Origin of the sequence: Paracoccus sp. UBA889 (genome assembly GCA_002294185.1) — a bacterium.
Lineage (GTDB): Bacteria > Pseudomonadota > Alphaproteobacteria > Rhodobacterales > Rhodobacteraceae > Paracoccus.
Genome location: DBFD01000062.1, coordinates 1 through 12,069 on the forward strand (window position 1 = coordinate 1; position 12,069 = coordinate 12,069).

Here is a 12,069-nt window from a genome sequence, read left to right on the forward strand (position 1 = left end):
CTCTACGAGCTCTCTCAGGTCCGTCACGGGTTTGGTCATCGGGGTCATCCCTCGGTTCAGGTTGGCCGTCGCAACCCGACCCTGCCGACAAACCCGATGGCCGCCTCAGATACACCATGCCTTGGGATATGACCGATCGGCAGTGTGGGATGCCCACGATAACCGACAACAGAATGACGCTGATCGAACTGGTTGAGAAGCAAGCTGAGGGCGACTTCGTACGCGAGATGCTGGCCTTTGCGACTGACCGGATCGTGGAGGCGGAGGTGGAGGAGCGCAGCTTTGCCGGAGCCTGGGGTTCACGCTCTTTGCATGGCAGAGCCGAGATGAGTATCGAATTCTGTAATAACTATAGACAGAAAAATACGCATAAAACCCCCGATATGCCGCGAATATCCTTTCTTTACGTTACAACTATTGACAAATTTGACGTCGACGCTTAGCAACGCTTCTGATCTCTTGGGAAGGAGAAATCGGGAGAACTCATTTGCCGAGCGCCACAAAAGGTTGTGCGGGTCTTTTACGCTGAACGTCGCAGGTCGGAAACGGGCCGTTGTGCCCATCCTGACGCGCTGGCCTGCATGGCTTGCGACATGGCCTGGTGCAGTTCCGGCGAACCAACCTGACCGTTTCAACCGCGGCAATGCTGGCCAACCGACCGTCAGGTTCACAGGCGTGTCGGAGAGCCAGGTCACCGGGCCTGGCGCAGGTGCGGCTGAAGAGCAGTCGATCGAGTTTTTTCGGCCGTTTTCCCTCGTGCCGGAGAGCGGAGCGGATTTGCGAAAACCATGGCCGCAAGGGGCCAGATGACAGGAATACGGATATGAGCGATTACATCTTGTCGAGTGAGACGCGCGCGAAGTTGAGGAAGGTCTCGACGGCCTCTGTCGCGACGGCTCTGTACAAGCGCGGTCTGCGCAACCAGTTCGTGCAGGGTGTCGTGCCGATGGAGCGCAAGCCGGTCACGATGGTCGGCCAGGCCTTCACGCTGCGTTATATTCCCGCCCGTGAGGACCGCAACCCGCTGACCGTGTTCCGCGAGCGCGACCACAAGCAACGTGTGGCGGTCGAGACCTGTCCCGAAGGTCACGTGCTGGTGATGGATGCCCGCAAGGACAGGCGTGCGGCCACGGCCGGATCGATTCTCGTCACCCGCCTGGGGCAACGCGGCGTTGCCGGCGTGGTCTCGGACGGAGGTGTGCGCGACGCGGCGGCCATCGCGGCCCTGGACATGCCGGCCTACTTTGCCTGTCCCTCGGCGCCGACAAACCTTACCCTGCATGAGGCCGTGGATATCAACGTGCCGATTTCCTGCGGCGATGCACCGGTCTTTCCGGGCGACGTGATGCTGGGCGACGGTGACGGCGTGATGGTGATCCCGGCCCATCTGGCCGACGAGATCGCAGAGGAATGCACGAACATGGAATCCTATGAGGATTTTGTGCTGGAGCAGGTAAACGCGGGCGCCGGGATCATCGGTCTCTATCCGGCGACGGACGACGAAAACCTCGTGAAATACGATGCATGGCGTGAACGGACAGGACGATAGCATGACCTTCATTCCACACGGAAATCACTTGATCGCAGGCGCGCGGGTCGGCTCGGAGGCGCGGTTCTTTTCTGCTCCGGCAACCGGCCGGGGCTTCGAGTTTTCGGCCGGTTCCGCCAAGCTTGTGGCCGAAGCCTGCGCCGCGGCCCATGCGGCATTTCCGGACTTTGCCGCCACCCCGCGCGAGCAACGCGCGAAGCTGCTGGAAGCGATCGCAGAAGAGATCGAGGCGCGCGGCGACCAGATTACCGAAATCGGATGTATGGAAACCGGACTTCCGGAAGCTCGCCTGCAGGGCGAGCGCGGCCGGACCACCGGTCAGTTGCGCCTTTTCGCTGCCCATATTCGTGACGGCGGGTATCTCGATCGTCGCCATGACCCGGCCTTGCCCGATCGCAAACCTCTTCCCCGTCCCGATCTGCGGTTGATGCAGCGTCCGGTGGGCCCGGTCGCGGTCTTCGGCGCATCCAATTTTCCGCTGGCATTCTCGGTGGCCGGTGGTGATACCGCCGCCGCGCTGGCCGCAGGGTGCCCGGTCGTCGTCAAAGGTCACGGCGCGCATCCGGGCACGGGCGAAATCGTCGGTGACGCGATCGTTGCGGCGCTTGAAAAGCTTGGCATGAGCGCGGGTATCTTCAGCCTCGTCCAGGGGGGCAGTCGTATCGTGGGCGAGGCGCTTGTCACAGATCCGCGGATCAAGGCCGTGGGCTTCACCGGCAGCCTTGCCGGCGGACGCGCACTCTATGGTCTTTGCGCATCGCGACCAGAACCGATTCCGTTCTTCGGCGAGCTTGGCAGCGTCAACCCCATGTTCGTCTTGCCGCAGGCCGCTGCCGCCCGGGGTGCGGATCTGGGGGCGGGATGGGCGGCGAGCCTGACCATGGGCGCCGGGCAGTTCTGCACCAATCCCGGTATTGCCATCGTGGTTGACGGGAAGGGCGCCGATGCTTTCGTCCAATCCGCGGCCGAGGGCCTCGAGGGCGTGGCAGAGCAGACCATGCTGACGGACGGGATCGCCGACGCCTATCGCAATGGCGTCCGCCGGGTGTCGGAAGGCGCAGGGGTCAGATCGCTGCTGACCACATCCTGTCAAGGTCGGAATGCCGCACCGTATCTTTTCGAAGTTTCGGCCAGCGAGTGGATGATCAACCAGGATCTGTCGGAAGAAGTGTTCGGACCGTTGGGGCTGGTCATCCGGGCAAGGGACGCGGCGCAGATGAGAGAGGTCGCCGAAAGCTTCAAGGGACAACTGACCGCGACGCTTCAGATGGATGATGGTGATATCGAACTTGCCCGGGACTTGTTGCCGGTGATGGAGCGAATGGCCGGTCGTGTTCTGGCCAATGGATTTCCGACCGGCGTCGAGGTCTGCGACGCCATGGTTCATGGAGGTCCGTATCCGGCCAGCACAAACTTTGGCGCCACCTCTGTCGGCACACTTTCCATCCGCCGCTTCCTGCGGCCTGTGTGCTACCAGAACCTTCCCGAAGAACTGTTGCCGGACGACCTGGTGAATGTCTGACCTGGCAGGTCACGGCCCCACCGACCCGTCACCACGCCTTCGTGATTGGCGGGTCGATCTTTCGAGTTCGGTCGCCGGGCTCTGCTGAAGCCTCTTGTGGCGTTGTCACGCCGCGATCCGGCCGATGGCGGTGATCGGCGGGCCTTGCAGCTTTTGCCAATGCCCGCCGCGCTGGCCGAAGCAGCCTGTCAAGTTGTATATATTATATACAGATTTCTGCTTACACCCCGGAATAATCGGCCTTTATCGATGATTTTTCCGTTGAGTTGTAATAATTAGTTAGTATGATGGGCAGAGTTCTTGGGGGCAAGTCTACTGCGCCGAAGGCGACGATCGGCGGAAGCACGGGTTCGTGTGTGAGGATGTTCCAGCCGAGCGTTCCACTCGCGATCCCATCAAATTTCTGGAGGAGGAACAGGTCATGTTTTTGAAAAGCTTGAAAAGCAGAATAATCTTGGCACTTGGTGCCTGCATCATCGGCACCTCGGCAGTCGCGGCGGAATTTCCCACCCGTGATATCCGCCTGATCGTTCCGTGGCCCGCCGGCGGCGGTGCTGATTCGATTTCGCGCAAGATCGGCAACATCGCCGAACAAGACCTGCCGAAATCGATCTATGTCGAGAACATCGCCGGCGCCCTGACCGCGACTGGTCTGATTCAGATGACGAATTCGCGTCCTGACGGCTATACGGTCGGGGTCCTGACCTATGACAGCGTCATCACCTTGCCGCGCGGCCAGATGGTGCCCGGCTATTCCCTGGACAACATGACGCCGATCGCCCGCATCACGACCGAAGCCGATGCGATCGTCGTTTCAAAAAGCTCCGGTATCGACAGCTTCGAGGAACTGGTCGAAGCGGCCAAGGCGAAGCCTGGAACCGTGCGTGTCGGCGTCGCTCCGAAAGGATCGGGTCCGTATCTGTCGGTCATCCAGCTCGAAAAGCTGCTGGAAGTCGATTTCAACGTGATCACCTATGCCGGATCTTCCAGTGCGGAGGCAGAAGCCCTTCTGTCGGGCGAACTCGATGCAGCGATTTCCAGCCTGGGCGATTTCAGCGGCATCATTTCGTCGGGTGATGCCAAAGGCGTGGTCGAACTGACCTCGGTGCAAAACATGACCTATACGGACGTGCCAACGATCAGCTCCAAGGGTTACGACCTGCAAACCGGTAGCTTCATCATTCTGGCAGCGCCGAAAGACACGCCCGAAGAGGCCGTCACGACGCTCGAAACCGTGTTCAAGACGGCCTATGACAGCCAAGAATTTCAGGATTGGCTGAAACAGGTTGGGGTTACTCCGGATTGGCTCGGCTCTGACGAGGTCAAGATCTGGATGGGCGAACTTCAGGACAAGACGTTCAAGCTCATGGACGAACTGGACCTCTGATCCTTGCAGGGACCCAAGCCTCCGATCTGGTATCGGAGACTTGGGCCCGGCCGAGGCTTGCCGTGGCGGTGGAGGATGTCGCCCGAACCAACGACGTCATCCCATGCTGGCAACGCGGCGGGTTGGCGCATCCGTGATCCAACGATTTTCTTCATACCTGAACGCATGGGCAGGCGCTTCGCGCCGACGCGCCGTTCCACCCCCAGTCCCGGAGAAGACGATGCTCGTGAAAAGGCCGCCGCTATTTCTCTATGTCACTCTTGCAGTGTCTGTCGGATACTTCATTTCCGCGATCGGTTTGGGTGCGCCCGTATCCGAAAGCGGATTGACGCCCTCGTTCTTTCCCATCCTGGTGGGAGGCGCCGCAATCGTCTTTTCCAGCATTCTCATTCTTCAGAAGATCCGCACCGAACCCAAGGAACCCGGTGCAAGTGGACCTCGAAACTTCACCCATCTCTGGGTTGTCCTGGCCATCTTCATCTACATCATTGCCTTCAAGCCTGCCGGATATTTCATCTCGTCGGGAATTTTCGTTTTCGTGCTTGTCGTGCTTTTCTCTTCTTTTGAAAAGCTGCTGCAGAAGGCTGTCATATCCGTGGCGATTGTCGTGATCGCCTACGTCATGTTCCAGCAATTGTTCGGGGTCCGGCTCCCGACTTTGTGGGGTTAGATCATGGATTTCATCTTACTTGTCATCAGCAGCAGCACCCTGCTCCTGGATCCGCTGAACCTGACCTATGTCGTCATGGGCTTCGTGATCGGAACCATCTTTGCGGCGATTCCGGGCCTGACCGCGACGCTGGCGATGGCCCTGCTGCTGCCGGTCACATACACGCTCAGTGTTGAAACAGCGCTCATGGCCTCTGCCAGCATCTATATGGCCGGCATGTGCGGGGGCAGCATCACCGCGGTCACGATCAATATTCCGGGCGCGCCATCGTCGATGATGACCGCGCTGGACGGCTATCCCATGCAACAGAAGGGCAAGGGTGCGTTGGCGTTGGGTCACGCGGCCCTGGGTTCCATGTTCGGCGGCGCGTTGGGGGCGCTGCTGCTGATCGCGGTCGCGCCATTCGTGGCCGAGGTTTCCCTGCTCGTCAAGACGACCGGCAAGTTCTCGCTGCTGGCCTTTGCCATCGTCGTCGTCGTGATTGCGCAGCGCGGCCGCATCCCCCAGGCCGGGCTGGCAGCCTGCATTGGCCTCATGCTTGCAACCATCGGCCTCGACGCGATGGAACCGATCACCCGGTTCACCTATGGCTACAGCAACCTGACCGCGGGGATCGACCTGATGCCCGTCATCATCGGGACATTCGCCATCGCCGAAGTGCTGATCCAGGCGAGTTCGACCAATGACATCGCCGCTGCAACGGCGGCCGCGGAAAAGGTCAGGATCAGACGGCGGGATTTTCTGCCGCCGCTTTCCGAGATTCGCAAGATCGGGTTCGTCTGCTATCTCAAATCCAGCCTGATCGGCTATTTCGTCGGGACGCTGCCGGGTGCCGGAGGATCGATGGGTTCGTTTCTCGCCTATACCGAGGCGGTCCGAACATCTTCCGAGCCGGAAACCTTCGGCAAGGGAAATCCCAAAGGCATCGCAGCCTCTGAAAGTGCCAACAATGCCGTCTGTGGCGGTGCCATGGTTCCGATGCTGACCTTCGGGATTCCCGGCGATCCGATCACTGCCATCATGCTCGGCGTCCTGGTCATCAACGGCATCCAGCCCGGCCCGCAACTGATGTCGGATCAGGCCGGGCTGATAGCCCCGATGCTGGCAACCCTGCTGTTCAGCGCGGTCGTGCTCATTCCCCTGACGCTCTATCTGATCGGTCCGTATTTCATCAGGATCGTCTCCGTCCGCAAGGATGTTCTCTACGCGGTCATCACCATCCTGGCCGTCGTGGGAAGCTATGTTTCCACCTATTCGACCTTTCAGATGTTCATGGCTCTGGGCATGGGTGTTCTGGCCTTCCATCTGAGGCGCAACGGCTTTCCGGTGATCACGATGCTGCTCGGCTATATTCTGGGCCCCAATCTTGAGGAATTTTTGCGGCGATCGCTGGCCTTGTCCAACGGCGATCCAACGACTTTCCTCACGAACCCCGACAGCCTGTTCTTCGTCCTGCTGACGCTGGTCTTTATCTACTTCCTCGTCATCAAGAAACCGGGCAAGAAATTGGCGGCGGTTCCGCCCAACTGACGCGCACCTGCCTTGATGCCTTGCGCGCCCGCCCGCCGGGGACCGTGGCAGCCTCAGACGATACGATCGAACCCCGTGCGGCAAGACTCGCAAGACCGGGTTCGTTATCAGGCGATCTGTCCGGGCCTCAAGCTTCGCTCTGACCTGATGCAGGCCCAAAGCGTCAGGACCGACAAGGTGGCGGAAACGATCAGATATCCCTGGATTATGATGAACAGCGTATCGGGGCGGGCGACCGGCCCATAGGGCGACAGGATCAGCGGAAGAACGGCCCAGGCCAGGGCTGGACCAGCGAAGATCAGCGGAACGCCGATGAGGGCGCGGCCCGACAGGATCCAGCCCAGCCCGGGAAAGCCTGTCACGGCTCCGATCGTTTCCGGCAAGAGCAGTGCTGCGATCGGAACCTGGCGCAGCCAGCGTGGTCGCGGCCCGTCGTGCCGGGCCATTTCGGCCTTGACCATGCGCCAGCCTGCGGCCCGTTGCACCGGTGTCGCGCGCCATACGAAGCCCAGCAACAGCGCCGCCGCACGGGCATAGAGAAAAGCGCCCGCGATGACGCCCGAGGCGAAGAACCAGGCCCAAAGCCCCGGTTGCGGTTCTGCCCCGGAACGGATCGCCTGTCCGGCTGCGATCGCTCCGGCCAGGGCGCCAAGATAATACAGCGCCACGCCCGCGCCCATCAGTCTTGCCAGACGCAGGTCGAATTCCGGCGCGGGATCGGCCCCGAGGATCGGACGGCCGATGCGCAGCATCAGGCCGGTCAGGATCGTCAGAACGCCGCCCAGCATGTTGACCTGGGCATGGGTTCGCGCGACGGCGACACCGGCGCTGCCCGCCTCGACCATCCAGTTCTTGACCTCCGGCAGAATCTGCAGCGCGCCCTGCATCGTTCCCGCGATCAGGATCGCCACGCCGAGGCAGATCAACCCCGAGCCCGCGCGTCGCCCGATGCCCCGGGCAAAGCGCATGACGATGGCGCCCAGCAGCGACCACAGGCCGAACAGGACGACGCCTGCGGATGCTGCAAGCGGAATGCTGTGCCAGAGGCCCAGCCGTTCGGTCGCCTGCGCGAAGCCGAGACCTTCGGTCACGATCAGCTTGCCCTCGGTCAGGCCGAGAACCAGAAAGGCAAGATACAGCGCCACCGATCCTGGCCCCAGCGTCCAGAACACGCGCGCGGCCATGCGGCGACCGTGCGATCCCTGGGCGGGCGGGTCTGCGAGGGCGAAGACAAGGCCGCCGATCAGCATCATGACCCCGGTCAGAAGGTTGACATGGGCATGCGAGATCGGATCGATGTAGCGTCCGGCCACTCCGGCAGCGGCAAGCCATTCCTCGTTGTCCGGCATGACCTGCAGAACGCCCTGCACCGTGCCGACCAGCAGACCGATGGTGCCCAGCACGAAGAAACCGGCAAGATGCGCAAGCGGTCGCGCACCGGCGACCCGGCGCCCCAGCCAGCAGGTTGCCAGCACGTTGATGACGAAAATCCAGTAGCCCACGCCCATCAGCGTCGCCGCGCCCGCCGTCGGCAGCGTCCGCCAGATGCCAAGCGCGTCCGATGCCTCGGCGTCGGTCATGCCGCCATGCACCAGCGCGCCCATCGTCACGCCGCCGAACAGGTTGATCAGATAGAACCCCCCGGCGCCCAGAACCGTGCCCCAGAACGCCAGCTGGGCCAGCGTTCCGCTGTAGAGGGGGCGTTGCACAACCCGCGGCAGGACATACCATGTCAGACCCGTCACCGCGATCGTGCCACCCATGACGATCACCATGTGGCTGTAGGCGATGTTGGCGGCCAGGTGGCCGCCGCGTCCGGCCTGTGCCAGCCAGCGGGCCACGGGTGGCAGCGACTTGACCGCAAGGTGCAGGCTGCCCACAAGCAGCGCCCCGGCGACGGTCAGCGCATATTTCGTCAGGGCGCCGTCATAGCGCGCGATCTCGGCGGCGGAAAAGGTCTCGGCCTCGGCGCGCGGACCGGCACGCGGGACGAGCCGGAAGACAAGCAGCGACGCCGCCGCCAGGAAAAGCACGAACAGCAAGGCATCGAGGTTGGATATGTCTTCGACGCGCATCGCTCAGCGCAGGCCCGGCTGCAACGCGAAGATCGCCAGGTGATAGCCCAGCGAAACGGCGATCATCGCCGCCAGGATCAACCAGTCCCCGATCTGCGCCCGACGGCTCCAGCGGTCGTCCTCGACTTGAAAGGATTGGTCGATCTCGTCGTCGCTGAAGGGGCGCGGCAGGTCCACCGGTGGTGCGTCGGTCACTGAAATCTGCGCCATGATCTTGCCCTTCCGTCGCTTCAGATGAAATGCTCGAACGTCTCCGAGCGCATGTCGCCGGGCTCTGCCCCGGTCGCGGCGATCATCCGCTCGGTTTCCCAGCGGCAATCCGCGAACTCTTCCAACTGCTCCCGGGTCAGCCAGGTGACGCGCACATGCATTCTCAGTGCGCCGTTCCCGGTCGTGCGCGCCATCACGTCGCTTCCGGCATATCCCGGCAGATCCTGAAGCACCGGCTTCCAGGATTCGAGCAGCGGCTGTACCCGTGCCCATGTATCGCCGGACAGCGTGGCGGTGGTGACGTAGCTATAGGAATGACCTTCGGCCATGGACCCACCTCAATAGATGATACCGCGGAAGATCGCCGTGACCGCGAAATAGGCCGCATAGACCGTCGTCGCGGTCCAGACGACATAGGAAAACAGCCGTATCATGCCCGCCCGCTCGGTCAACTGGCCGGCGAAAGAGGTCAGTTCGGTCAGTTCGGCGCGCTGACGGAATGTCAGCCGCATCAGGAAGACAACCGAAAAGAAGAATGCAATCAGGGTGACCGCGAACAGCACCTCATAGATCGGCCCGCGCCACAGGATCTCGGTGCGATCGGTCGGGATGCGATCCATATACTGGGCATAGATATAGCGGTTGATCGCATCCACCGTCGCGGGATCACTTCCACTGGGCTGCATCACCGTCCTCCTTCGCCCATTCGGGCGTGTAATAATCGGGCTCTTCGACCGAAAGCAGCGGATATTTCGCCTCTTCCATGCCGACGAACATTCCCCGCCGGACCGCGATCAGGAACACCACCAGCGCCGCGCCGGCAAAGGACAGGAACGACAGCAGCATCCAGTCCGCCATGACGAACTCCGCGCCCTTTGGAGAGACGCTGGCCCATGCCGGTGCGGCGGCCATGGCGAGGGCGGAGGCCGCGGCGCAGGCGGCGGCCGTTCGGCGCGGTTGAAAATGATCAGGGTGCATGGAACACCAGCCCTTCCGTATCCTGCAGTTCGGCAAGCGCGGGAATCGCCTCGCCGCGCGCCGTGGCGTCGTCGTATCGGCGCTGGATGTCGGCCCGGTACAATCCGCCGATCACCCCGGCGAGCCGGTCAAGGGTGATGGGCAGCTTGCCGCCGACATAGATCGTGTCGTTCGCGGTCATGCCGGGCGCGATCCAGCGCGCGGCCTGCATGAACGGGTCATCGGTCTTCGGCAGGTCGGTATAGGTCTCGTCGATCGGGTTTTCCGCGATATAGCGCAGCGCGGTTTCAGGGGGATTCCAGCGTTCGTACATTTCGACGGTGGGCAGGGTTTCCTTCAGTCCGCCATTGGGGATGGTGCGCAGGAACATCACCGTGCGCCAGATCTCGGCGACCGACAGGCGGGTGCCGAAATTCTCCATCGCGGTGCCGGGCCCGGCGGTCAGGATGCGGTGATACATCATGCCGCTGGAGGTGCCGGTGTCATAGGGCAGGTTGGTCTGGGTGAAATCGAAGGGCTTGACCTTCAGCCGCTCGGCGCCCGGCCCCTTGCCGTCACCATTGCGGCCATGACAGCCCGCGCAGCGCTGTATATAGGTCGCCTTGCCGCGCATCAGGTTCTCGGCATTGACCTCCAGCGGGTTGTCGGTCAGCCAGTAGGATCGCGAGAAGCTGTTCATGTGCCAGACGTCCATCCAGCTCATGCCGCTTGGTGCCTTGTCCTTGGGCGTGCCGTTCTCGCGCAGCTCGCCCGTGCCGCGCAACTGCGCCACCAGATCGGCCACCGGCACGCCGGGATCGTCCAGACCCGCCTTGCCGGCATTGAGCCGCATCAGGTAGTTGCCGGTCTGCGTCGCCGCATAGCGCAGTGCCGCAAGCTTGCCGCCCTGGCTTTGCGTATAGCTGATCAGCGCATCGGTCTCGTCGGCGCTGAGAAAGCTGAAGCGGGGCATCACCGACATCGGTGTGGTGCTGCGCGCGTTCCAGTAATGCGAACGGTGCCAGCCATCCGGATGGGTGCCGCCTTCGTTCGACATGTCCGGCCCGGTGCGGATACTGCCCAGCGTGTTCGGGCTCTGGCTGATGCCGGCATAGTCGCCCGGCTGCGAGGCGCGCGCGTAAAGCGCCGAGGATCCGGTGAAGACATCCTGCGGCCGGCTGAAGCCGCTATGGCAATAAACGCAGCCATTGGCCAGATAGACGGCGCGGCCTGATACCTGGGTATCGTCCAGCGGCAGCCAGTTGGGCGATACCTGTGGCTTGTAGGTGCTGGTGGGCAGGACGACCACCGAAAACACCACGGTGAAAAAGGCCAGAAGCCCGCCGATCGCCACCATGCCGGGGGTCATCAGCATCCGGCGGCCACGATGTGCGCGCAGCAGCTTTTCGGGGTAGGGGGGGTGTTCGGGGATGCGGTTGCGGTTGTCCATGTCGCTACTCTCCCGGCTCCAGGGCCACGGCACGGCGGAAGGCGCGGCGGGTGCCGGCGCTCGTATCGCTGAACACGGTGGCGACGACGTTCCATGCCAGGGTGAAGGTCGAGAACACGATCAGCGCGCCGAAGATCGCGCGGCCGATATATTGCGGCCGGATCATCGCCAGAACGTTGACCTCGGGCTCGCCCCGCGCCCAGCTTTCGCCTTGCAGGAAGCTGGCGATGGTCAGCACCCAGAAGAAGCCGAAAAAGCCCGTCAGCAGCAGCCAGTAGGTCCATTCCGAAATCTTGCGGCTGTAGACCGGCCGCCGCGCCATCTGCGGCACCATGTATTCGATCAGCCCCATGCCGAAGAAGGTGAACGCCCCCAGCAGCGCCAGATGGGCGTGCGCGACGATGAAATTGGTGAAGTGGATCATCTTGTTGAACGCCGGCACCGCCATGAAAGAGCCCTGCACGTTGACCAGGAAATAGAACAGGAACCCGGTCAGCATGAAGCGCAGCGGAATGTTGACGAAGAACTTGTCCCAGTTGCCGCGCATGGTCAGCCAGATATTGCCCACGAAGGCGAAGACCGGAACCAGCAGCATGATCGAGTTGACGGTGGCGAAGGTCTTCAGCCAGCCGGGGATGGGCGCCTGCAACAGATGGTGGTGCCCGACCCCGGTGTAGAAGAAGGCGATGCCCCAGAACGACACCAGCGACAGGGTGTGG

General features: G+C 62.3%; 13 protein-coding genes. 6 read left to right on the forward strand and 7 right to left on the reverse strand.

Translation table 11 applies throughout. From position 1 onward, the window contains the following. The first annotated feature begins 173 nt into the window (after positions 1-173). From B4L36_RS16185 to B4L36_RS12955, 6 genes are all read left to right on the forward strand, one after another. Positions 174-443, forward strand: coding sequence for a hypothetical protein (locus B4L36_RS16185; RefSeq protein ID WP_414692183.1), 270 nt, complete (start codon positions 174-176; stop codon positions 441-443). Between the two features lie 380 nt (positions 444-823). Next, complete coding sequence (locus B4L36_RS12935; RefSeq protein ID WP_292957983.1) at positions 824-1,549, forward strand: ribonuclease activity regulator RraA; 726 nt, start codon at positions 824-826, stop codon at positions 1,547-1,549. Position 1,550: 1 nt separating this feature from the next. Beyond that, a complete protein-coding gene (locus B4L36_RS12940; RefSeq protein WP_292957985.1) occupies positions 1,551-3,071 on the forward strand; it encodes an aldehyde dehydrogenase (NADP(+)) in 1,521 nt (506 codons plus the stop codon). 421 nt (positions 3,072-3,492) lie between these two features. Further along, positions 3,493-4,458 (forward strand): Bug family tripartite tricarboxylate transporter substrate binding protein, encoded by a 966-nt coding sequence (locus tag B4L36_RS12945; RefSeq protein ID WP_292957986.1) that lies wholly within the window; start codon positions 3,493-3,495, stop codon positions 4,456-4,458. Positions 4,459-4,561: 103 nt separating this feature from the next. Continuing rightward, the gene (locus B4L36_RS12950) at positions 4,562-5,128 is read left to right on the forward strand and encodes a tripartite tricarboxylate transporter TctB family protein (protein WP_292957988.1); all 567 of its coding nucleotides are present in this window, start codon (positions 4,562-4,564) and stop codon (positions 5,126-5,128) included. A 3-nt stretch (positions 5,129-5,131) separates the two neighbouring features. Next, entirely contained in the window at positions 5,132-6,658 is a 1,527-nt protein-coding gene (locus tag B4L36_RS12955; protein ID WP_292957990.1) for a tripartite tricarboxylate transporter permease, read from the forward strand. A gap of 107 nt (positions 6,659-6,765) precedes the next feature. On the opposite strand, the gene B4L36_RS12960 is transcribed toward B4L36_RS12955, so the two are convergent. The 7 genes from B4L36_RS12960 to B4L36_RS12990 form a co-directional block, all read right to left on the reverse strand. Then, positions 6,766-8,733: a hypothetical protein gene (locus B4L36_RS12960; RefSeq protein WP_292957992.1), complete on the reverse strand. Its 1,968-nt coding sequence runs from the start codon at positions 8,731-8,733 to the stop codon at positions 6,766-6,768. Positions 8,734-8,736: 3 nt separating this feature from the next. After that, a complete protein-coding gene (locus B4L36_RS12965; RefSeq protein ID WP_292957994.1) occupies positions 8,737-8,943 on the reverse strand; it encodes a hypothetical protein in 207 nt (68 codons plus the stop codon). 20 nt (positions 8,944-8,963) lie between these two features. Further along, entirely contained in the window at positions 8,964-9,272 is a 309-nt protein-coding gene (locus B4L36_RS12970) for a hypothetical protein (RefSeq protein WP_292957996.1), read from the reverse strand. A 9-nt stretch (positions 9,273-9,281) separates the two neighbouring features. Next, positions 9,282-9,629, reverse strand: a complete 348-nt coding sequence (locus B4L36_RS12975; protein WP_292957998.1) for a hypothetical protein — start codon at positions 9,627-9,629, stop codon at positions 9,282-9,284. Further along, entirely contained in the window at positions 9,610-9,855 is a 246-nt protein-coding gene (locus tag B4L36_RS12980) for a hypothetical protein (RefSeq protein ID WP_292958000.1), read from the reverse strand. Before B4L36_RS12980 ends, B4L36_RS12975 begins: the two co-directional genes overlap by 20 nt. Positions 9,856-9,910: 55 nt before the next feature. After that, positions 9,911-11,350 carry a cbb3-type cytochrome c oxidase subunit II gene (locus B4L36_RS12985; RefSeq protein WP_292958002.1) on the reverse strand — a complete coding sequence of 480 codons (1,440 nt, stop codon included), beginning with the start codon at positions 11,348-11,350 and terminating at the stop codon, positions 9,911-9,913. A gap of 4 nt (positions 11,351-11,354) precedes the next feature. Then, positions 11,355-12,069 (reverse strand): cbb3-type cytochrome c oxidase subunit I (locus B4L36_RS12990; protein WP_292958004.1); only part of this gene is annotated, 715 nt, incomplete at its 5' end.

What these genes read in the sequence shown, in the direction of transcription:
- B4L36_RS12970 (WP_292957996.1), bottom strand. Translation starts at nt 9,272, where the DNA reads ATGGCCGAAGGTCATTCCTATAGCTACGTCACCACCGCCACGCTGTCC.
- B4L36_RS12955 (WP_292957990.1), top strand. Translation starts at nt 5,132, where the DNA reads ATGGATTTCATCTTACTTGTCATCAGCAGCAGCACCCTGCTCCTGGAT.
- B4L36_RS12985 (WP_292958002.1), bottom strand. Translation starts at nt 11,350, where the DNA reads ATGGACAACCGCAACCGCATCCCCGAACACCCCCCCTACCCCGAAAAG.
- B4L36_RS12950 (WP_292957988.1), top strand. Translation starts at nt 4,562, where the DNA reads ATGCTGGCAACGCGGCGGGTTGGCGCATCCGTGATCCAACGATTTTCT.
- B4L36_RS12980 (WP_292958000.1), bottom strand. Translation starts at nt 9,855, where the DNA reads ATGGCCGCCGCACCGGCATGGGCCAGCGTCTCTCCAAAGGGCGCGGAG.
- B4L36_RS12945 (WP_292957986.1), top strand. Translation starts at nt 3,493, where the DNA reads ATGTTTTTGAAAAGCTTGAAAAGCAGAATAATCTTGGCACTTGGTGCC.
- B4L36_RS12960 (WP_292957992.1), bottom strand. Translation starts at nt 8,733, where the DNA reads ATGCGCGTCGAAGACATATCCAACCTCGATGCCTTGCTGTTCGTGCTT.
- B4L36_RS12975 (WP_292957998.1), bottom strand. Translation starts at nt 9,629, where the DNA reads ATGCAGCCCAGTGGAAGTGATCCCGCGACGGTGGATGCGATCAACCGC.
- B4L36_RS16185 (WP_414692183.1), top strand. Translation starts at nt 174, where the DNA reads ATGACGCTGATCGAACTGGTTGAGAAGCAAGCTGAGGGCGACTTCGTA.
- B4L36_RS12940 (WP_292957985.1), top strand. Translation starts at nt 1,551, where the DNA reads ATGACCTTCATTCCACACGGAAATCACTTGATCGCAGGCGCGCGGGTC.
- B4L36_RS12965 (WP_292957994.1), bottom strand. Translation starts at nt 8,943, where the DNA reads ATGGCGCAGATTTCAGTGACCGACGCACCACCGGTGGACCTGCCGCGC.
- B4L36_RS12935 (WP_292957983.1), top strand. Translation starts at nt 824, where the DNA reads ATGAGCGATTACATCTTGTCGAGTGAGACGCGCGCGAAGTTGAGGAAG.